Origin of the sequence: Euzebya rosea (assembly GCF_003073135.1) — a bacterium.
GTDB classification, from domain to species: Bacteria; Actinomycetota; Nitriliruptoria; order Euzebyales; family Euzebyaceae; genus Euzebya; species Euzebya rosea.
Window position 1 is genome coordinate 125,341 of the sequence record NZ_PGDQ01000008.1, and the last position, 20,266, is coordinate 145,606.

General features: G+C 71.7%; 16 protein-coding genes. 6 read left to right on the forward strand and 10 right to left on the reverse strand.

What is annotated here, in order from left to right; all coding sequences use genetic code 11:
* The first annotated feature begins 28 nt into the window (after positions 1 to 28).
* From CUC05_RS12785 to CUC05_RS12800, 4 genes are all read left to right on the forward strand, one after another.
* Positions 29 to 442, forward strand: a complete 414-nt coding sequence (locus CUC05_RS12785; protein WP_157965512.1) for a phage holin family protein — start codon at positions 29 to 31, stop codon at positions 440 to 442.
* A complete protein-coding gene (locus tag CUC05_RS12790) occupies positions 439 to 774 on the forward strand; it encodes a DUF3618 domain-containing protein (protein WP_108666500.1) in 336 nt (111 codons plus the stop codon). Before CUC05_RS12785 ends, CUC05_RS12790 begins: the two co-directional genes overlap by 4 nt.
* A 129-nt stretch (positions 775 to 903) precedes the next feature.
* On the forward strand, positions 904 to 1,356 hold the full coding sequence (locus CUC05_RS12795) for a helix-turn-helix domain-containing protein (RefSeq protein WP_108666501.1): 453 nt from the start codon (positions 904 to 906) through the stop codon (positions 1,354 to 1,356).
* Between the two features lie 81 nt (positions 1,357 to 1,437).
* Positions 1,438 to 1,866 carry a VOC family protein gene (locus CUC05_RS12800; protein WP_108666502.1) on the forward strand — a complete coding sequence of 143 codons (429 nt, stop codon included), beginning with the start codon at positions 1,438 to 1,440 and terminating at the stop codon, positions 1,864 to 1,866.
* 65 nt (positions 1,867 to 1,931) lie between these two features.
* On the opposite strand, the gene CUC05_RS12805 is transcribed toward CUC05_RS12800, so the two are convergent.
* The 5 genes from CUC05_RS12805 to rph form a co-directional block, all read right to left on the reverse strand.
* Complete coding sequence (locus CUC05_RS12805) at positions 1,932 to 3,458, reverse strand: LVIVD repeat-containing protein (RefSeq protein WP_157965513.1); 1,527 nt, start codon at positions 3,456 to 3,458, stop codon at positions 1,932 to 1,934.
* 171 nt (positions 3,459 to 3,629) lie between these two features.
* Positions 3,630 to 5,201: a cell wall-binding repeat-containing protein gene (locus CUC05_RS12810; protein WP_108666504.1), complete on the reverse strand. Its 1,572-nt coding sequence runs from the start codon at positions 5,199 to 5,201 to the stop codon at positions 3,630 to 3,632.
* A 99-nt stretch (positions 5,202 to 5,300) separates the two neighbouring features.
* Positions 5,301 to 6,536 (reverse strand): flavin monoamine oxidase family protein, encoded by a 1,236-nt coding sequence (locus tag CUC05_RS12815; RefSeq protein ID WP_108666505.1) that lies wholly within the window; start codon positions 6,534 to 6,536, stop codon positions 5,301 to 5,303.
* A complete protein-coding gene (locus CUC05_RS26120; protein WP_420810905.1) occupies positions 6,536 to 6,937 on the reverse strand; it encodes a YkvA family protein in 402 nt (133 codons plus the stop codon). The genes CUC05_RS12815 and CUC05_RS26120 overlap by 1 nt, the downstream gene beginning before the upstream one ends.
* 59 nt (positions 6,938 to 6,996) lie before the next feature.
* On the reverse strand, positions 6,997 to 9,570 hold the full coding sequence (rph, locus tag CUC05_RS12825) for a rifamycin-inactivating phosphotransferase (protein WP_108666506.1): 2,574 nt from the start codon (positions 9,568 to 9,570) through the stop codon (positions 6,997 to 6,999).
* A 270-nt stretch (positions 9,571 to 9,840) separates the two neighbouring features.
* On the opposite strand from rph, the gene argG reads away from it, so the two are divergent.
* Complete coding sequence (gene argG, locus CUC05_RS12830; protein ID WP_108666507.1) at positions 9,841 to 11,271, forward strand: argininosuccinate synthase; 1,431 nt, start codon at positions 9,841 to 9,843, stop codon at positions 11,269 to 11,271.
* A 103-nt stretch (positions 11,272 to 11,374) separates the two neighbouring features.
* Positions 11,375 to 15,805: a cell wall-binding repeat-containing protein gene (locus CUC05_RS12835; protein ID WP_108666508.1), complete on the forward strand. Its 4,431-nt coding sequence runs from the start codon at positions 11,375 to 11,377 to the stop codon at positions 15,803 to 15,805.
* Positions 15,806 to 15,825: 20 nt separating this feature from the next.
* Here the strand turns inward: CUC05_RS12835 and CUC05_RS12840 are convergent, their stop codons facing one another.
* The 5 genes from CUC05_RS12840 to CUC05_RS12860 are packed head-to-tail and all read right to left on the reverse strand — an operon-like array spanning position 15,826 to position 20,261.
* The gene (locus tag CUC05_RS12840; RefSeq protein WP_108666509.1) at positions 15,826 to 16,107 is read right to left on the reverse strand and encodes a Dabb family protein; all 282 of its coding nucleotides are present in this window, start codon (positions 16,105 to 16,107) and stop codon (positions 15,826 to 15,828) included.
* Between the two features lie 60 nt (positions 16,108 to 16,167).
* A complete protein-coding gene (locus tag CUC05_RS12845) occupies positions 16,168 to 17,241 on the reverse strand; it encodes a 3-isopropylmalate dehydrogenase (RefSeq protein WP_108666585.1) in 1,074 nt (357 codons plus the stop codon).
* Between the two features lie 10 nt (positions 17,242 to 17,251).
* Complete coding sequence (locus tag CUC05_RS12850) at positions 17,252 to 18,352, reverse strand: ABC transporter ATP-binding protein (RefSeq protein ID WP_108666510.1); 1,101 nt, start codon at positions 18,350 to 18,352, stop codon at positions 17,252 to 17,254.
* Entirely contained in the window at positions 18,349 to 19,413 is a 1,065-nt protein-coding gene (locus CUC05_RS12855; RefSeq protein WP_108666511.1) for an ABC transporter ATP-binding protein, read from the reverse strand. Before CUC05_RS12855 ends, CUC05_RS12850 begins: the two co-directional genes overlap by 4 nt.
* The gene (locus tag CUC05_RS12860; RefSeq protein WP_205712310.1) at positions 19,413 to 20,261 is read right to left on the reverse strand and encodes a carbohydrate ABC transporter permease; all 849 of its coding nucleotides are present in this window, start codon (positions 20,259 to 20,261) and stop codon (positions 19,413 to 19,415) included. The genes CUC05_RS12855 and CUC05_RS12860 overlap by 1 nt, the downstream gene beginning before the upstream one ends.
* Between the last annotated feature and the right edge of the window lie 5 nt (positions 20,262 to 20,266).

Consider the following 20,266-nt stretch of genomic DNA (forward strand, 5'->3'; position numbering starts at 1 on the left):
CCCCGACCCCCAGAAGAGGTACGACCGCATGGACACCGACCTACGACCCCCACGCGCCGAGGAGAGCCTCGGCGAGCTGGCCAAGCAGGCCAGCCAGCAGGCCTCGACCCTCATACGGGACGAGGTGGCCCTGGCGAAGATCGAGCTCAAGCAGGACATGCGCGAGGCCGTGGCCGGGATCAGCCTGTTCAGCGCCGCAGGTGTCACCGCCCTCCTGTCGGTGCTGATGCTCTCGGCCGCCGCCGGGTTCGGGATCGGCACCGCCATGGGTGAGGGCTGGACGTGGGCCGGCTTCGCCATCGTCGGGATCGTGTACCTGGTCATCGCCGGCCTCGCTGCCGTGATGGGCCGCAAGCACACCGAGGAGATCCCTCCGCCCGCCCCCCGCACCACCCGCCAGGTCAAGGAGACCGTCGCAGCGACCAAGGAGATCGGCCGATGAACACCGAGACCGCATCGAACGGCACCCCCACCTCCCCGGACGGCCTGGAGCGCGAGATCGAGCGCACCCGCGACGAGCTCGTCGGCACGGTCGACGCGATCGTCGAGCGTGTGCACCCCAAGGAGGTTGCCGACCGCAACGCCGAGCAGCTGAAGCGCGATGCCCAGCGTGCGCTCGACACCGCGCAGGAGCGCGCCGAGGAGCTGCAGGACCGGGCCTCGACCTTCGTCGAGGAGCACCCCGACCGCGCCAAGAACTACGCGATCGGTGCCGGCCTGTTCCTGGCCGTGCTGCTGCTGCGCCGTCGCCGTCGGCGCCGCGCCGCGAGCTGATCTCCACGACCTGACCACGACTGACGGGCCACGCCGTTCGCTGGTCCTCGAGGCCGCCGTCTCCTGCGACGGCGGCCTTCGGCTGTCCGGTGTCGAGATGACCGATCGCCCGGCCTCGCCACCCGTGCCATGCTCGCTCGTGTGACCTCACTCCCGCCGTCTCGTCACCTGCTTCGCGCCAGGGACCTGGCCGACGCCCGCTACGCCGAGCCGATCCTCGTCGACGACATGGCCGCTGCGGCGGGGCTGTCCCGGGCCCACTTCATCCGCGAGTTCCGCAAGGCGTTCGGCGAGACACCGCACCAGTACCTGCTGACCCGTCGGCTGGAACGGGCAGCGTCACTGCTCCGCCGCACCGATCGCACCGTGGCGGCCATCTGCTACATGGTCGGACTGGAGAGCGTGGGCTCGTTCACCTCCAGCTTCACCCGCATCCACGGGATGAGCCCGACGGCCTACCGAGCAGCGCATCCGCCGGCCCAGACGTTCGCCCGGGTCCCGGCGTGTGTGGTGCGAGCCAACTCCCGTCCCGCAAACCGCACTTTTCGAGAAGACGAACGGCCGGGCCCGTCCGTACCGTGACCGCTGTCACCGCAACCGCCGCCCACGCCGGCAGCCGAGCGGCATCCGAACCCTTCGACGACACGGGAGATCCTCACCGACATGATGCGCATTTCGACCACACAGCTCTGGGTGCACGACCAGGACGAGGCGCTGGCCTTCTGGACCGACACGGTCGGCATGGAGGTCCGTGAGGACGTCACCCTGCCCGAGATGGGGAACTTCCGCTGGCTGACCGTCGGCCCTCCGGGTCAGGACGACATCGCGATCGTGCTCATGGCGATCCCCGGCCCCCCGATGATGGACCAGGCCACCACCCAGCAGCTGGCCGACCTGATGGGCAAGGGCTTCGCCGGCACCATGTTCCTGACCACCGACGACGTCCACGCCGAACATGCCCGCCTGACCGCCGCCGGCGTGGAGTTCACCGAGGCCCCCGAGGAACGCCCCTACGGCATCGACGCCGGGTTCCGTGACCCCTCGGGCAACAGCATCCGCCTGACCCAGCTGCTCGCCGCACCGGTCGGCTGACCCACGACCCCGTGGCGACCGAGCGCCGGGTGGCGCTCGGTCCGCGGTCGCCCGTGAGGGCTGTCCTACTGGGTCGTGCCCAGCAGCGACACGCCGACCCCGGTGTCGGTCGTGGGAGCGGCCGGCACGGTGGAGGGCAGCCGACAGCCGAACCGAGCAGGGCTGAGTCGCGGAGCGGCAGCCGGGTCCAGCCAGGCCCCGAGGATCGGGGCGATGACGCCGGGGGTGTCCTCCGGGGCGGTCTCGGGCAGCTCGACCTGCAGCACGTCGATGCCACGGACGGCGTCGTTCGTGTAGACGATGTTGGTGTCGTGGCCGGTGACGGCCCCGTCCTCGTCGCGCTCGGGAACCCAGTAGGCGTGCCAGGTCTCGGAGGTGTCGGCGGCGATGAAGTAGCCGACCTGGGTGATGTCGGACGGATCGCGCACGTCGAGGATGCGGGTGCCCTGCCCGTACCAGCCCTGGGCGACGAAGCCGGCCTCGTGGGTGGTGAAGTAGTGGGCCGAGCAGAGCGCGCCGGCGGGGGTGGCGATGCCGGTGTCGTACAGCTCGGTGTTCCAGGTGTCCAGCGGGTACACCGTGCCGGCGTCGCCCTTCAGCTCCGGGTTGTCGGCCAGGTGCTGGCCGGCGTCGAGGTAGGGCACCGCCCAGGTCGAGAAGCCACCCTCGGGTGCGTCGATGCCGACCGTGCCCTGGCAGTCGGGTGAGTCGTAGTCCTCCTCGGTGACCAGCAGCACGTTGCCGTTGTCGATGCTGAAGTCATCGGCGTTGGCCAGCGCCAGCTGGTCGTCCAGGTCCAGGGCCAGCAGGCGATCGGCGTTCTTGAGGTCGCCGTTGTGCTGGATGAAGTCGTTGTAGGGCGCGCGCGAGCCGTTCTGGTCGGTGGTGTTCAGCGGCACCGGAGCCAGCGGGTTGCTGACGTCGTAGACGCCGGTGCCGCGGCCGCCGGTCCCGACGACGGTGTCCTCGCCGACCATCGTCCACTGGTGCACGCCGTAGCTGGAGCCGTTGATGTTGCTCAGCTGCCCGATCTCGCGGGGTGCGGACAGGTCGGTGATGTCGACGGCGTGCATCTTGCCGCCGCCGTAGACGCCGGAGGTCCACGCCACGGTGCACTCGGGGTTCATGCACTGGATGGTGTGGGTGGAGGAGGTCACGTTCAGCCACGACCGCACGGTCGGGGCGCCCGGGTCGGTGACGTCCACGACGTAGACCGAGGAGCCGTCGACGGTGACCTGCCCGGGGCCGCCGGGGTTGACGCCGAACAGGTCGATGCCGATCAGCACGAACGTGGTGCCGTCCGCGCGCTGCCCGATCGCCATGCCCTCGTTCTCGAAGTGCGGCAGGACAAGGTTGCCCGCCGGCACCGGCAGCGCCGGGTCGCTGATGTCGAACACCGTGATGCCCTCGGTGGTGTTGACGTACATGTAGGGCCGTGTCGGGTCGAAGGCCGTCGAGATCGCGCCCGCCAGGGGGATCGTGGACAGCAGCTCCACGTTGTCGGACGCGATCACGGGGACCGGGACGGCGTTGGCGGGCAGCATGCCGCCGGCCAGGATCGCCACTGCCATCAACGCTGCGAGACGTCGCACAACCAACCTCGTTCTGGGCTCGGGACCGTCGGGGCCGGGAGGCACCAGGTCGTTCGGCTGGTCTGTTCGACGCCGGCAGGGACTTCTCCTGCTCCGCCGGTTCAGCCCGACGCCATGACGTCCCCCCGATGCAGACGCGTGACGGGGCCCGAGGTCAGCGGGATCGACCGATCACTCGCAGAACTGCAGGGCCCCGCCGCCGTAGAGGGAGGTCACCCGGGAGTCCGGGACGTTGCCGTCGAGGATGGCGTCGATCGGACCCCGGACGGTGTCGACGTAGCCGATGGGCGGGGGGAACTCCTCCGTCGACCCCTCGGCCAGGACGTAGTCGTGGGCGTGGATGGCCTCGAGCTCCCGGCTGGTGCTGCCGACCGTCACGCCCTCGGGGGTGGACAGCGCCCCGCCGTCGACGAACCACCCGTCGAAGAACATCTCGCCGACGACGGCTTCGGCGAACGTGGCGGTCAGCCCGTTGTCGAAGGTCACGTACCGCCCGGCGGGCCCGTCCGGACCGGCCAGCTCACAGGACGGCTGGACGCGTCCGGTGTCGTTGGTCGGTGCACCGAACTCCGCGATCATCGCCTCGAGGGCGACGTCGGCCGGCTGCCCGAAGTCGATGCCCCGGCCGAGCCCGTCACCCCGGAGCTCCACCGGTCCCGTCGGGGCGGATGCCCCACCACCGTCCGGACAGGTCTGCGCCCCGTCGACGCGTTCGTGGCTGACCATCGCGACCGGGCCGGCGACCAGCACCTCGGTGGGACGGGCGCACGCCAGGACGCCCTGGGTCGCCGCGGAGTCGACCTCGGGGTTGATGGCGAGGATGCCGCCGCCGTACTGGCCGACGACGGGGGCGGCGGCCAGGCCGTACGCCCATCCCTGCTCGTCGTACAGGTTGACCAGCGCCATCGGCCGAGGGGCGCCGTACCCGTCGCGCAGGACCTGGCGGAAGATGGCCGCCGCGGTTTCGTCTCGGGAGGATCCGGCCACCCGGCGGACCGGCGCGTCGACCTGCTGCATGGCTCCGGCGCTGATCGCCGAGGTCCCGCCCAGCACGGTCACGCGCCGGGGCGATCGACCCTCCAGCCACGAGGTGACGGAGGGGTGCAGCTCCTCGGTCGGGGTGAACAGGATCGGCCGACGGTCCCGGGCAGCGGCGGGGCCGGCGGCGACGCTGTCGGCCCACGCCGCGGTCGGGTTGCCGTCGGGGCCGAAGGCCCGCGCCAGGAAGACCTCGTAGGACGCGGGTGCGGCGTCGTCACCGAGGACGTAGTCGGCGACCGCGATCGCGGTCTCGTACCTGGTCGTTCCGGCGAGGCGGATGACGGGACGGTCGCCGGCCAGGGCAGCCAGCTGCGCCTCGACCTGCGGGTCGATGACGGCGGTGCCCCCGACGATGGTGAACTCGCCCTGCGGATCGAGGACGACCCGGTCGAGCTCGGCCAGGGTGTCGTCGTCCAGCGGCTGGCCCGGACTGGCGAAGAAGATCGCCCCGAAGTCCGTCAGCGCGCTGGCGGCCAGCGCGTCAGCGAACGCGGCGTCGGAGACGATCACGCCCTTGTCGACGCCGAAGTCGTTGACGGCTCGTGACAGGTTCACCGCGTACTCGGCCGGGGTGGCGCCGTCGATGCGGGCCACCGCGTCGGGCGTGTTGGAGAAGGGGGCGGGTGAGTACTGGGCGGCGGCGGGCACCGCTGACAGCACGAGCGCCAGGACGGTGACGAGCAGGGACGACGAGCGACGCACGGGAATGGCTCCTGGACTCGGGGGACGCGGGGAGCGTAGTCGCGAGGCCGGTCGAACACGGGCCGGTTCAGCGCCTCGTCACAACCGCCACCAGCCCCGTCAGCCGTAGGCGGCGCGGAGGGCGGCCAGTGCCGAGGCGACGACGGCACCGTCGTCCAGAGCCTCGAGGCGACGCGCGGTCGAGCCGGCGTTGAAGCCCATCAGGGCAGGCTGGCCGACGACCGGCAGCAGGTTGACCCACTCGGCCCATTCGCCGTCGGTGGTGCCGACGATGCGAATGCCGGCCGCGTCCTCGGCCCAGAACGGCTCGTCGAAGACCAGCACGGCCTTGTCGAGCACCCCCATGCCGAGCCGATCGATGGCCCCTCGAGTCGCGGCCGGCAGCGGCGGATCGAACGTGATCGTCCCGGCCTTCAGGACGCCGAGCGGCACGGTGACGATGACCGCATCGGCCTCGATCCGACCCCACGGCCCGGCGACCACCACCCCGTCGGGACCGTGGACGACGTCGGTCACGGGGGAGCCCAGTCGCAGGTCGTCGATCTCCTCCTCCAGCACCTCCAGCAGCGAGCGGTACCCGGCCGGCACGAGGGCGTCGCCGCCGCCGAGCTCGTCCCCCTCGCGGGCCGCATCGGGGGACACCTCGTCGAGGTCAGCGCCCAGGTCGCGCTCCAGCGACGCGACGGCCTCGTCGACGTCGTCGGTGCCCTCGTCGGTGTCCAGCTCGCGGCGATCGGCGTCGTCGTAGTCGAACTCGTGCAGGTCGACGGCGGCATCCTCGGCCAGGTCGGTCAGGGGGTTGCCGCGTGTCCCGTGGATCCAGCTGGCGCCGAGGTCCACGGGAAAGCCCAGCGAGCGGTCGGTCCACACGCGACCCCCGATCCGGTCCCGGGCCTCCAGGACCACGACGTCGATGTCCTCCTCGACCAGGGTGGCCGCGGCCGCCAGCCCTGCCGCGCCGGCGCCGATGACGACGACGGACCCGGCGTCGGCGTCGTAGGCCAGCTCCGCAGCGTCGATGCCGCTGAGCAGCGCCCCGTGCACGGTGGCCGGGTGGTCCTCGTGGACCGCTTCGCCGGCGAGGACGAGCGTGTCCCCGATCGGGGTGCGCAGGATCTCCCGGTCCTCGGGCGTCGAGCCGAGGGCGAGGAAGCTGTAGCTCCCGCCCGCCAGCGGATCAGCGGCCCAGCGGGTGACGAGGGCAGCGGTCGGCTGGGTGACGGGACGGCCGGTCGGCGGCTCGACCACCTCCTCGGCACAGGCGCCCAGCAGGACCCCGCCGGTGGCGATCGCCGTGCGGAGGACCTGCCGGCGGGTCCACGAAGGCGCGGGCATCAGGCCCGCTCCGCCCCGAGGAGGCGCTCGATGGTTGCCGGGTTCGCGGGCCACGCCTCCAGCAGTACCGACCTCGGGACCCGACGGGCGGCGAAGCGGAACGCCAGCGCCACGACGACCACGTCGTCCAGCGGCCCGATGACCGGCAGGAACTCGGGGATGAGGTCGATCGGTGACAGGACCCACAGGCCGGCCAGCGCCACGACGACCTTCGCCCGTCGGGGCACGTCCGGATGTGCCCGAAGCCGGCGGACGGTGGTCAGGCAGGCCGGGAGGAACCCCGCCAGCTCCTTCAGCGTCCCCTCGGGGAGCCGCGCGGCCAGCAGGACCATCACCGCCCACGAGGCCAGCACGACGCCGACTGTCCAGCCGACGACCTCCACGACCCGCATCGGGTCCATCATCGCCGATCCGTCCGCGCAGGGACGCGTCGCGGGTCGACCCCGGACGGCACCGCCGATCAGGGCAGGATCTCGACGTACCCCTCGGTGCCGTGGATGCGGATCCGCTGTCCGTCCCGGATCAGCTGCGTGGCGTGCTCGACGCCGACGACGGCGGGCAGCCCGTACTCGCGGGCGATCACCGCGCCGTGGGTCATCAGGCCGCCCACCTCGGTCACGAGCCCGTCGATCCCGAGGAAGGTGGGGGTCCAGCTCGGATCGGTGAACGCGGTGACCAGGATGTCGCCGGGTGCGAGATCGGCCTCGCCGATCCCGGCGACGACCCGTGCGCGTCCCTCTACGGTGCCGGCCGAGACACCGAGGCCGACCAGCGCCCCGGCAGGCACGTCGTCCCGGCGGTAGTCGCCGGTGACGACCTCGCCGTCGGAGGTGATGACCCGCGGGGGCACGAGGGCGTGGTGGGCGCGGAACGCCTCGCGACGTCGGACGACCAGCTCGTGGTCGAGATGCCGGGTGTCCACGACGTCGCGCAACTCCTGCAGCGACAGGAAGTGGATGTCGTCGGGGTCCTCGATGACGTCGGCAGCGGCCAGCCGGTCGGCCTCGCCGAGGAGCGCCTGTCGGTGGATCCAGTAGCGGACGACCATGGCGTACTTCGGGTACTCCCGGTAGCCAGCGAAGGCCCGGAGTCGGCCGATCAGCGCGTCGACCTCGGCGGCCCTGGCGTGACCGTCCGGCAGGCGCCGCACGCGCGTCAGCACCTCCTCTCGCATGGCCCGCGCACGCTGTCGTCCCTCCTCGCTACGTCGCTGCGCGGCCCCCGGTTCGGCGGTCCTGACATGGGCGAGGATCATCGGCACCAGCAGGCCGGGGCGTTCGTGCCATCGGGGGCGGGCGATGTCGATCTCGCCGACGCAGCGGACCCCGTACACGTCGAGGAAGGACTCGATCGCCGCGCGCGCCTGACCTCCACCCGGCAGGGTGCCCAGCTCCTCGAGGAGGTCCGCTGCGGTCGTGTCGGGGGCGACGCCGTCGAGGAACGCCACGACCGCCGGGTGTGGCCGGATTGCGTCGGCAACGTCCAGCAGCGCCAGCCCCATCTCGGCGGTGACGTTGCCGGACACGGACAACGCGAGGGTGTCGGCGAGGTTGCGCTCGCCGAGCCAGGCGAACAACCGCTCGTTGAGCCGTGTGGCCGCCTCGATCCCGGCCACGATCACCTGATGGCTGCGTGGGTCGAACAGCGTGGTGCGAAGCGCACGGAGGTCGTCGAGGACGAAGTCGATCAACGCCGTACCGGTCAGTCCCGCGATGCGTCGCGCACACGAGGCGTTCTCGGCGGCCATGGCGCGGATCAGGACGGCCACGGCGTCCGGTGAGGGCCCGTCCGCTGGCGGGGCGTCCGTCGGGGGCCCGTCCCCCGGTCGGGATCCCGCGGACGGGGCGGACGGCATGCCGCTGGCGTCGGGCAGGAACCCCTCGCGGGCCACGAGCGTTCGAAGGGCGTCACCGATCAGGGGGTCCGACGTGCCGAGCGCTCGGAGGAGCCCGTCGCGGGCCACCGGGGAGGACAGGGCAGCGGTGACGTCGACGAACAGCCGGCTTCCGGCATGACACATCGGGGCCGGGCTGGTCAGCTGCCACACCGAGATGCCGAGCGGCGTCATCGGGTCGGTCATCATCTGCTGGTGGCCCACGGAGACGTAGACGTGGCTGGCGTCGTCGGACGCCACGGGAACGGGGAAGAGGGTCGTGATGGCCCGGCTCTGGACCACGTGGACATCACCGTCGGCAACGCACCACTCGATGTCCTGCGGCGTCCCGAAGTGGGCCTCGATCCGTCGGCCGAGGCGGGCGAGCTCGATGGCCCTGCCGTCGGTGATCGTCTGCCCGTCCCGCCGGTCGGGGGTGGCGATCGTGCGGGACACGAGCCGGTCCTCGTGGATCGTCCAGCTGTCGGGGCTGGCGGTGCCCCCGACCAGCGCGTCACCGAGGCCCGGGACGGCCTCCACCGTGGTGAGGGTGCGGTTGCCGGTGACCGGGTCGGCGGTGAAGAGGACCCCGGCCGCGTCGGCCCGCACCATGCGCTGGACGACGACCGCCATGCGCACGGCCCGATGGTCGATGCCCTGCCGCGACCGGTAGGCGACCGCCCGTTCGGTGAACGCCGAGGCCCAGCACCTGGTGATGTGCCGCAGGACCGATGCCTGACCGGTGACGCCGAGGGAGGAGTCGTGCTGCCCGGCGAAGGAGGCGGTGGGCAGGTCCTCGACGGTCCCGCTGGACCGGACGGCCCAGGCCACGTCGTCGGCGTCGCTGGACAGGCGCGCCACGACCTCGTGCTCCAGGTCGTCGGGCAGCACGATCGCCTCGATCGACCGGCGGACGTCCTCGCAGCTGGTGCGGAGCGCGTCGGGGTCGCCGGGGTCGGTGCGTTCGAGCATGGCGAGCCGGTCGGCCAGGTCTGGGCTTCCGGCCACCACCCGGTCCCACGCCGCGGTGGTCACGACGAACCCCGGCGGGACGGTGACCTCGTCGATGCGGGTCAGCTCGCCCAGGTTGGCACCCTTGCCGCCGGCCACGGCCACCATCGCCCGGTCGACCTCGTGGATCCCCAGCACCTCGCCACCCATCGGCTCACCCTCCCATGGCCCTGCGGACCCGACGACGATGACGAGACTGTAGGTCGCCGACCAGCCGTGGTCCGGACAGGCCGATCGCCCGGCCGACCACTTGTCCGAGCCTCGAGGACGGTCCATCCTTCCTGCAGGGGATGGGGGAGGTGTGGTGCGACCCGTGTGGTTGGCCGACGCCGGGGTGGTCCCTCGCGACGCAGACTTTTGCGAGGCTCGGCCGGGCTCGTACCGTGCTCGTCTCACCCCAGCAACCCCGAGGTCGTGTCCATGAGCAAGGTGCTCACCAGTCTCCCCGCCGGCGAACGCGTCGGCATCGCCTTCTCCGGAGGGCTCGACACCTCCGTCGCCGTCGCGTGGATGCGCGAGCACGGTGCGGTGCCCTGCACCTACACCGCCGACCTGGGCCAGTACGACGACCCGGACGTGTCGGGCGTGCCGGACCGCGCGAAGGTCTACGGCGCCGAGATCGCCCGGGTGCTCGACATCCGTCGCGAGCTGGTGGAGGAGGGGTTCGCGGCGCTGGCCTGCGGGGCCTTCCACATCCGTTCGGCCGGCCGGACCTACTTCAACACCACGCCCCTGGGTCGCGCCGTCACCGGCACGCTGCTGGTCCGGGCGATGCAGGCCGACGACGTCCACATCTGGGGCGACGGGTCGACGTTCAAGGGCAACGACATCGAGCGGTTCTACCGCTACGGGCTGCTGGCCAACCCCAACCTGCGGATCTACAAGCCGTGGCTGGACGCCGACTTCGTCGAGCAGCTCGGCGGACGGGCGGAGATGAGCCGCTGGCTGGACGCCCGTGACCTGCCCTACCGCGACGCGGAGGAGAAGGCGTACTCCACCGACGCCAACATCTGGGGTGCCACCCACGAGGCCAAGGTGCTGGAGCACCTGGACACGTCGCTGGAGATCGTCCAGCCGATCATGGGCGTCCGCTTCTGGGACCCGGCCGTCGACATCGACACCGAGGACGTGACGATCGGCTTCCTGGCCGGCCGGCCACACAGCGTCAACGGCGAGGTGTTCGACGACCCCGTCGCGCTGGTCACGGCCGTCAACGCCATCGGTGGCCGCCATGGCCTCGGCATGTCGGACCAGATCGAGAACCGGATCATCGAGGCGAAGTCGCGCGGCATCTACGAGGCCCCCGGCATGGCGCTGCTGTTCCTTGCCTACGAGCGCCTGCTGGCCGCGGTGCACAACGAGGACACGCTGGCCCGCTACCACGACCAGGGACGCCAGCTCGGCCGCCTGCTGTACGAGGGCCGCTGGCTGGACCCGCAGGCGCTGATGATCCGCGAGTCGCTCCAGCGGTGGGTCGCGTCGCTGGTCACCGGCGAGGTCACCGTCCGGCTGCGGCGCGGCGAGGACTACACGATCCTCGACACGCAGGGCCAGCACTTCTCCTACGACGCCGACAAGCTGTCGATGGAGCGGGTGGACAACGCCGCGTTCGGCCCGACCGACCGCATCGGGCAGCTGACGATGCGCAACCTCGACATCGCCGACAGCCGCGACAAGCTCGAGGTCTACGCCGGTCAGCCGATCGAGCAGGGCACCGTCCTGGTCGAGCACGGGACGCTGTTCGGTGAGCTGCCGGCCGGCGGGGCGGACCAGATCATCGCCAACCCCGCGACCCCCGGGGACGAGGTCGCGGCCCTCGACGACGCTGCCATCGAGTTCGGCGCCGACTGAGCCACCGGGGGCGCCGCGGGGGGAGCACCGCGGTCCGCGAGGTGGACGACGGATGTGCACGGCCATCCCCACGAAAGTGGAGGGGTGGTGCAATAATCCGACGATGCGCCGCAGTCCCGCCGTCCTCGTCCTCGTGCTCGCGCTCCTCGCCGCGCTCCCTGCCCTCGCGCAGGGAAGCCGGTTCCCCAGCGACGACCCGGATCCCCGGGTCGGCACACCCAACGATCCGGGGTTCGACTGCAGCGAGCCCGACGACGAGGACGACGTCGACGCATGCCCGTCGGTCTACGACGAGCAGTACAACCTGTTCGGCTTCGCGCCGGAATCGACGCGGCTGACCGCGACCCACGGGCCGGGCGACCCGATGGTGTCCGGCGTGTCGGCGGACCTGGCGTGGAAGACCACGACCGGTGACCCACGGGTGGCCATCGCCATCCTCGACACCGGCGTGCGGTGGCACGACACCGAGCTTCGCCGCAAGGTCTGGCTGAACGTCGGCGAGCTGCCGGTGCCGGAGGGGGCGACCACCCACGACGCCGATGGCGACGGGGCGGTCACCGTCGACGACTGGATCGACGACAGCCGGGTCACCGACGCCAACGACAACGACCTGCTCGACGGGCAGGACCTGATCCGGGCGTTCAGCGACGGCACCGACGCCGACGACAACGGCTACGTCGACGACATCGCCGGCTGGGACTTCTTCGACGACGACAACGACCCCTCCGACGACTCCTCCTACTCCGCCGCCTCCGGCCACGGGACCGGCCGCGGTCGCGAGGCCGCCGCCGAGACCGACAACGCCCTCGGCGACGCCGGCGTGTGCCCTGACTGCCGGGTGATGATGCTGCGGGAGTACGACAGCTTCGTCCTCCCCGGTGACCGCTACGCCGCCGCGACGGTCTACGCCGCCGACAACGGTGCGCTGGTGCAGGTGGTCGCCAACGGCGTGCTGACCAACTCCGCATCGGCCCGCGAGGCCGCGGCCCACGCCGCGGCCAGCGGCATGGCGTTGATGCACGTCTCCTCCGACCTCAACACCGCCAACCACAACTACCCGACCAACTACCGCCAGAGCGTCTTCATCAACGGCTGCGTCACCGACACCCACGGGCTGGGCACCGAGGTCCCCGGCCTGCAGCCGGTCGTGGACGCCCTCGGGATCATCGACTCCCAGGTGCCGCCGACGACGTACTTCCGCCAGTCCAACCTCACCCAGCACGGCGAGCACGCTGCTGTCTGCTTCATGGCCGAGACGGGTTCGCAGGCGACCGGCCAGGCCGGCGGGGCGGCGGGCCTGCTGCACTCGCGCGCGCTGCAGGTGTTCGGCGAGCCGTTGACCAGCGACGAGGTCAAGCAGCTGCTGACCATGACCGCCGACGACGTCACCGCGGCCGACACCGGCGTGGTCGGCACGCCCGACCCCGCCCAGGACGGCTTCGACCCGCACTTCGGCTACGGCCGGGCCAACCTCGCCGCCGCGGTCGCCGCCGTCGGGCCGGGCACCGTCCCGCCGGAGGCGTGGATCGACGACCCCGCCTGGTGGACGCTGGTCGACCCCGTCACCACGACCGAGCTGGAGGTCCGCGGTCACGTGGCGGCCGAGCGGTCCACCGGCTGGTCCTACGAGCTGCAGTGGGCCCCCGGCAACGCCCCGCTGGACACCGACTTCACCACCGTGGCCGAGGGCGACGGCACCGCGCCCGTCGACGAGCTGCTGGGGACGATCCCGATGGCCGACGTCGCCGCCGCCGTCCCCGGCGCGGCCGACGGCACACCGCCGTCGGATCCCGACGAGCGGACCTTCACCGTCCGCCTGGTCGCCACCGACGCCGACGGCAACCGCGGCGAGGACCGCAAGGTCTACTTCGCCCACCACGACCCGGCCGCCCACGACGGCTGGCCGATCTTCACCGACTCCGGCGGGGAGACCTCGCTGGTGTTCGCCGACCTCGACGGCGACGGGACCAGCGAGATCATCGACGCCGACTCCTCCGGTCGGCTGTGGGTCCGCGATCACACCGGCGGGACCGTCCCGTGGTTCAACGACGGCGATCCGTTCCTGCTGCCGCCGGCGTTCTTCCACCACCCGGGGTCGGCCGCCCACACCACCGGTGCCGTCCCTGCGGTCACCGGTGGGTGGCGCACCCCGGCGGTGGCCGACATCGACGGCGACCTGTCGGCCGACATCGTCGGCATGACCTTCGACGGTCGGCTGTTCGCGCTGGACCGCCACGGCGTCGTGCTCGACGGGTTCCCCGTGTCGGTCGACCCAGCGCTGGCGGCGAGTCCGACCAGCACCGACCATCGCAAGCGCGGGTTCCTGGCCGCTCCCACCATCGCCGACCTCGACGGCGACGGGACCCGCGAGGTCATCGCCGCCGCGCTGGACGGCCACCTCTACGTGTGGGCCGGCGACGGCACCCTCCACGACGGCTTCCCGCTGCGCCTGGCCGACCCCGCGGAGGAGGAGTACATCGGCGGCGAGCTGATCGGCACCCCCGCCGTCGGCGACGTCGACGGCGACGGGGACCTCGAGATCGTGTCGGGCTCCTCGGAGGTCTACGGCGCCACCCAGCCGACCCCGGGTGGCATCGAGGACACCGTCGGCGGGTTGGTGACCAACCTGGCGGCCAACGCCATCGGCGGATCCAGCCGCCTGTACGTGGTGCACCACGACGGCACGTTCGCCGACGGCTGGCCCGTTGCCGTCAACGGCCTGCTTCCCGACATCCTCCCCCTGGTCGGGCCGCAGCACATCCCGGCGCTGGCCGACGTCGACGGGGACGGCGACGACGAGATCGCCTACTCCATCACCACCGGCGACCTGACGCTGTACGACGGCGACGGGTCGACGATCCGCGCCTACACCGACGAGCTGCCCTCCAGTCCCACCCTGCCCGTGGCGCTGAACCTGTTCGAGTACCCCGCCATCGGCGACCTCGACGGCGACGGCGGCCTGGACGTGGTGAAGGGCGGGTTGTCGGCGACCGGCGCGGTCAACCTGGTGCTGGTCGGGCAGAACCTGCCCCAGCAGCACCTGGTGCAGGCCTGGTCGATGGACGCCACCCCGGCCCGGCCCGGCTGGCCGGTCGAGCACGACGACTACCAGCTGCTGTCGGCCCCGGCGATCGCCGACGTCGACGGCGTGGCCGGTGCCGAGGTGCTCGCCACGTCGGGCCGGTACCTGCTGCGGGGCTACGGCGGCGACGGCAGCGAGGTCGACGGCTTCCCCAAGCTGACCGGTGGTTGGGTCATCGGGACCCCGCCGGTGGGTGACGTCGACGGTGACGGCCTGGTCGAGATCGGCGTGGGCACCCGCGAGGGCTGGCGGTTCCTGTGGGACACCGACACCCCGGTCGGGCAGCTGGACTGGACCAGCGAGGGCCACGACCCGTGCCACACCGCCAACCACGGCACCGACTGCACGCCGCCGGCGCGGGTCACCGACCTCACCGTCGACGGGTCGACGGCGACGTTCGCCCCGACCGGCGACGACGGCCGCATCGGCGAGGCGGTGCGCTACGAGGTCCGGGGGGCGTCCCGGCCGATCACCAGCTTCGAGGCGTGGACGGCCGCCACGGTCCTGACCGACGACCTGACCCCGTCGACGGCCGACGGGCCGCTGGCAGTCGACCTTCCTGCCGGGGTCACGGAGGTCGCGGTCGTGGCCCACGACACGGCCGAGGTGGTCGTGGTCGCCCGGGCCGACGAGTACGCCGACGCCCTGGCGGGGGCCCCGCTCGCGGTGCAGGAGGACGCGCCGCTGCTGCTGTCCACCCGCGACGCGCTGTCCCCGGCGACGGCGGCGGAGGTGACCCGGCTGGGCGCGACCCGCGCGATCGTGCTGGGCGGCACCGCCGCGCTGGCGCCCGAGGTCGCCGAGGACCTGGCCGAGCTGGGGGTGCAGGTGGCCCGCATCGAGGGGCCGACCCGGTTCCACACGGCCGCGGCGATCGCCGAGGCCTTCCCCGCCGATGGCGAGGCCCTGCTGGTGGAGGGGATCAACGCCGACCCGACCCGGGGCTGGCCGGATGCCCTGGCCGCCTCTGCCCTCGGCGGGACCGCCGGAGTGCCCGTCCTGCTGACCGCTGCCGACGTGCTGCCACCGGCGACCGCCGTCGCCCTGGCCGGCCGGTCCGACGTGACGATCGTCGGTGGGACCGCGGCGGTGTCGCAGGCAGTGGCGACCCAGGTGGAGGAGGCCGTGGGCAGGGTGACCCGGATCGCCGGGGCGACACGCACCGAGACCGCCCGCGTGGTCGCCGAGGAGGCGCTGGACCGCGGCGCCGCCGCGGCGGTCGTGTGGCTGGCGACGACGACGGCGTTCCCCGACGGACTGGTTGCCGGTGCGGCGGCCGCCCACGAGGGTGGTGTGCTGCTGCTGGTCGACCGGGACGCCCTGTCGGCCGACGCACCCGCCGCGGCGTTCCTGACCACCCACCGGGAGGCCCTGTCCCGCATCCGCATCGCCGGCGGTGTCGCCGCCGTCAGCACGGCAGTGCAGGAGGCGGTGGCCGCGCTGCTGGGGTGAGCCCGACCGGCAGCTGGGGGTCAGTCGAGCCAGTCCACGGCGACCGCTTCGGTGGCGACGTCGTCGATCCAGGTCGCCGCCTCGACATGGACCGGGTGGACCTCGTAGGCCTCGAACGCCTCGCGATCGGCGAACCGCATCAGCGTGCCGACATCGAACGACCGCTCGGAGTGCAGCTGGTCCCGGCCCACGATCAGCTCCTCGACCTGCGGGAGCCTGTCCGCGAGCTCGTGGAGGCGCTCGATGACGGCCGCGGCAACCTCGTCGTCGGGGAACCTGAACATGACCATGTGGTTGAACATGCGAGCATCCTTTCGGACGACGAGGGTCGGGGTCGCTGTCGACCGCCCGCTGCGGGACTGTCAGGTGGCGGACGGGTCAGCGACGTGCTCGGCGATGCGGTCGCCCAGCTCGTCGGTCGAGCCGCCCATGGTCGGGCCGGCCATCGCCCCCAGCTCGGTGAGCAGGGTGGCGGCAGCGTCCTCGACCGCGTCCGCGGCGTCGACCTCACCCAGGTGGCGGAGGCACAACCCCAGGCTGAGGACAGCGGCGACCGGGTTGGCCCAGCCCTTCCCGGCGATGTCGGGTGCCGAGCCGTGGACCGGCTCGAACATCGACGGGTGCTCGCCGGTGGGGTCGATGTTGCCGCTGGCGGCAAGGCCCAAGCCGCCCTGCACGGCCGCACCGAGGTCGGTGATGATGTCGCCGAACAGGTTGTCGGTCACGACGACGTCGAACCGCTCCGGGGTGGTGACCATGTACAGGCACATCGCGTCGGCGTGCACGTAGTCGCGCTCGACGTCGGGGAAGTCGGCCTCGCCGACCTCGGTGAACGTGCGCATCCACAGGTCACCGGCGAAGTTCAGCACGTTGGTCTTGTGCACCATCGTCAGGTGCCCCCGTCGTGCCTCCGCCCGGACGAAGGCGTCCCGGACCACGCGCTCGACCCCGTGACGGGTGTTGATCGACTCCTGGGTGGCGACCTCGTGCGCCGTGCCGTCGAACAACAACCCGCCGGCACCTGCGTACATGCCCTCGGTGTTCTCGCGCACGATGACCATGTCGCAGCGGTCGGGGGTCAGCCCGGCGATCGGCGTGGGCACGCCGGCCAGCAGCTTGACGGGACGCAGGTTGACGTACTGGTCGAAGGCGAACCGCAGCTTCAGCAGCAGGCCGCGCTCGAGCACACCCGGCGGCACGTCGGGTGTCCCGACGGCACCGAGGAGGATCGCGTCCACCGCGTCGAGCTCGACCAGGGTGTCGTCGGACAGCACCTCGCCGGTCGTGCGGTAGCGGCGCCCGCCGAGGTCGTACTCGGTGCGGGTCGTGGAGAAGCCGAAGCGCTGCTCGGCGGCGTCGAGGACCTTCAGCGCCTGGGTCATCACCTCCGGCCCGATCCCGTCACCGGCGATGACGGCCAGTTCGTGTGTGGTCATGGACGGTTCCTCAGCAGACGGGGTCGTGGTCAGGTTCGTCACGGACGGGGAGGGCCAGGCCCGAGTCGACGTCGAACAGGTGGATGCGGGCCATGTCGACGGTGATCCCGACCGCCTGGCCGACGTCGTGCGAGACGGTCGGCGCCGCCTTGACCCGGACGATGGTGTCGCCGACCTGCACGTCCAGGAGGACGCGGTCCCCCAGCGGTTCGACGGCATACACGGTTCCGCGCACGACGTGCGGGCCCTCGGCCTCGCCGGCCACGGACAGGTCCTCGGGACGGATGCCCAGCTCGAGGCGTGTCCCCTGTCCGGCGCTCGTGCGCGGGGCCGGCAGCCGCCACCCATCCGCGCCGACCAGCTCGGCGTCCTGCACCGTGCAGGCCAGGAGGTTCATGCGCGAGCTGCCCACGAACGTCGCCACGAAGCGGTTGACCGGGTGGTCGTACACCTCCTCCGGCGTGCCGACCTGCTGGATCCTCCCGTCGTGGAGCACGGCGATCCGATCGGCCATCGACATCGCCTCGGCCTGATCGTTGCTGACGTAGATGAACGTCCGCCCCACGTGTCGGTGCAGGCGAGTGAGCTCGGCGCGCATCTCGACGCGCAGCTTGACGTCGAGGTTCGTGAGCGGCTCGTCCATCAGGAAGGCGCGGGGCTCGCGCACGAGGGCCCGGCCCAGCGCAACACGCTGCTGCTCCCCCCCGGACAGCTGCCCCGGATGGCGGTCCAGGAGGTGGTCGATGTGCAGCAGCGCTGCGATGTCCGCCACCTGCTTGTCGATCTCCTCGACCCGGATGTGCCGCGCGCGGAGCGGGGAGGCGATGTTCTCCGCGACCGTCTGCTTCGGGTACAGCGCGTAGCTCTGGAAGACCATGGCCACATCGCGGGCTGCGGGGGTTGCGTCACCTGCCGCCGCACCGTCGAAGCTGACCTCGCCCGCGTCGGGCGCCTCGAGCCCGGCGATGACGCGCAGGGTGGTGGTCTTCCCCGCGCCGGACGGCCCGAGGAGCACGAAGAACGACCCGTCCTCGACATCGATGGACACGTCTGCGAGCGCCTGCACGTCACCGAAGGACTTGCTGATCCCGTCGAGCTTCACGCGGCTCATGCGGCCAACCTCCCGGTGCCCTCGTGGTACACGCGCGGTTCGGTCCCGACGAACGCGACGTCCACGTTGTCCTCGGCCTCGAAGCGCACGGTGGGTGGCGTGCGGACGTGGACACGATGCCCACCCATGTCCACCGCGTAGATCGTCTCGTCACCGAGCGCCTCGCGTGCGATCACCCGGGCGGCGCCCCGTCGATCACCGGTCGGGGCGGTGACGGACAACCACTCTGCGCGCACGCCAGCCACCAGCCCATCGGTCCGGGGAAGGCCGACCGGGATCGGCAGGCGAAGGCCCGACGGGGCTCGAAGGTCTCCGTCGTCCACCTCGACCGGCAGGATGTTCATCGCTGGCGTCCCGATGAACGTCGCGGCGAACAGCGACGCAGGACGGTCGTACACGTCGAGCGGGGCGCCGACCTGCTCCACGCGGCCCTCGTTGATCAGCGCGATGCGGTCACCCAGTGACATGGCTTCGACCTGGTCGTGGGTCACCATCACCATCGTCGAGCCCAACCGGTCCTGCAGGTGCTTCAGCTCCGTGCGCATGTCCAGCCGCAGCTCGGCGTCGAGGTTGGTCAGCGGCTCGTCGAGGAGGAACGCCTGGGGTTCGCGCACCATCGCACGCGCCAGGGCGATGCGCTGCTGCTCACCCCCGGAGAGCTTGTCGGGCTTGCGCCGCAGCAGGCCGTCGAGTCGCATCGTCCTCGCCACGGCATCGACGCGCGCCTCCGCCTCGGCCCGGGGAACGCCAGCGGCCCGCAACGGGTAGCCGATGTTCTCGCGCGCGGTGAGGTGCGGGTAGAGGGCGTAGAACTGGAAGACCATCGCGATGTCTCGCTCGCCGGGCCGCAGGTCGTTGACGAGCCGGTCGCCGATGCGGATGTCACCGCTGGTCTGGGTCTCCAGGCCCGCGATGCAGCGCAGCGTCGTGGTCTTGCCGCAGCCGGAGGGCCCGAGCAGCACGAAGAGCTCACCGTCCTCGATCTCGAGGTCGATCTCGTGCACCGCCACGGTCCCGTCGGGGAACCGCTTGTTGAGGGCCTGGATGGAGATACCGGCCATCAGCGCCTCACTGCTCCGAAGGTCATGCCCGCCACGAGGTGGTTGCGGACGAGGTAGCCGAACACCAGGACCGGGAGCGCGAAGACCACCGCCGACGCCGCGACAACCCCCCACTGGGTCTCGGTGCCGCCGAAGAGGCCGGCGATGGCCGGAGGGGCGGTGCGAACCGCTCCACCACCCGGGGTCAGGAAGATGGCGAACACGAACTCGTTCCAGGTGAAGATGAGCGAGAAGACCGCCGTCGCGAAGATGCCGGGCCGCAGCAGCGGGAGCAGTACCTGCCTGAAGGCCTGGACGCGGGAGTAGCCATCGACCATCGCCGCGTCCTCGTACTCGGCGGGAATCTCGTCGACGAACCCCTTCAGCATCCAGATCGTGAAGGGCAGGTTGAACGCGGTGTACAGCAGGATCAGTCCGAGCCGGGAGTCCAGCAGCCCCAGCGTCCTGAACATCAGGAACAGCGGGATCACCGCGACCACCGGCGGCATGAACCGCGTCGACAGGATGAAGAACAGCTGGTCCTTGCCCGCCTTCAGCGGGAACCGCGAGTAGGCCCAGGCGGCCGGCGTACCAATCGCCGTCGCGAGGATCGTCGCGGACACGGCCACGACGACGCTGGTCCCGAAGTTGGTGACCAGCCCGGATGCCGCTCTCGCCTCGCCCTCGGTCCCGCGGGCGAAGAAGACGTCCCGGTAGTTGTCGAGGGTCGGCTCGAAGCCGACGAACGACGGCGGGTTGGCGAGGATCGTGGACTGGTCCTTCACCGATGCCTCGAGCATCCAGAAGATCGGGAAGACCATGAAGATCCCCAGCACCAGCAGCAGGGACTTCTCGATGACGGTTCTCACGTGAT

What these genes read in the sequence shown, in the direction of transcription:
- CUC05_RS12785 (WP_157965512.1), top strand. Translation starts at nt 29, where the DNA reads ATGGACACCGACCTACGACCCCCACGCGCCGAGGAGAGCCTCGGCGAG.
- CUC05_RS12790 (WP_108666500.1), top strand. Translation starts at nt 439, where the DNA reads ATGAACACCGAGACCGCATCGAACGGCACCCCCACCTCCCCGGACGGC.
- CUC05_RS12795 (WP_108666501.1), top strand. Translation starts at nt 904, where the DNA reads ATGCTCGCTCGTGTGACCTCACTCCCGCCGTCTCGTCACCTGCTTCGC.
- CUC05_RS12800 (WP_108666502.1), top strand. Translation starts at nt 1,438, where the DNA reads ATGATGCGCATTTCGACCACACAGCTCTGGGTGCACGACCAGGACGAG.
- CUC05_RS12815 (WP_108666505.1), bottom strand. Translation starts at nt 6,536, where the DNA reads ATGCCCGCGCCTTCGTGGACCCGCCGGCAGGTCCTCCGCACGGCGATC.
- CUC05_RS26120 (WP_420810905.1), bottom strand. Translation starts at nt 6,937, where the DNA reads ATGGACCCGATGCGGGTCGTGGAGGTCGTCGGCTGGACAGTCGGCGTC.
- rph (WP_108666506.1), bottom strand. Translation starts at nt 9,570, where the DNA reads ATGGGTGGCGAGGTGCTGGGGATCCACGAGGTCGACCGGGCGATGGTG.
- argG (WP_108666507.1), top strand. Translation starts at nt 9,841, where the DNA reads ATGAGCAAGGTGCTCACCAGTCTCCCCGCCGGCGAACGCGTCGGCATC.
- CUC05_RS12835 (WP_108666508.1), top strand. Translation starts at nt 11,375, where the DNA reads ATGCGCCGCAGTCCCGCCGTCCTCGTCCTCGTGCTCGCGCTCCTCGCC.
- CUC05_RS12840 (WP_108666509.1), bottom strand. Translation starts at nt 16,107, where the DNA reads ATGTTCAACCACATGGTCATGTTCAGGTTCCCCGACGACGAGGTTGCC.
- CUC05_RS12845 (WP_108666585.1), bottom strand. Translation starts at nt 17,241, where the DNA reads ATGACCACACACGAACTGGCCGTCATCGCCGGTGACGGGATCGGGCCG.
- CUC05_RS12850 (WP_108666510.1), bottom strand. Translation starts at nt 18,352, where the DNA reads ATGAGCCGCGTGAAGCTCGACGGGATCAGCAAGTCCTTCGGTGACGTG.
- CUC05_RS12855 (WP_108666511.1), bottom strand. Translation starts at nt 19,413, where the DNA reads ATGGCCGGTATCTCCATCCAGGCCCTCAACAAGCGGTTCCCCGACGGG.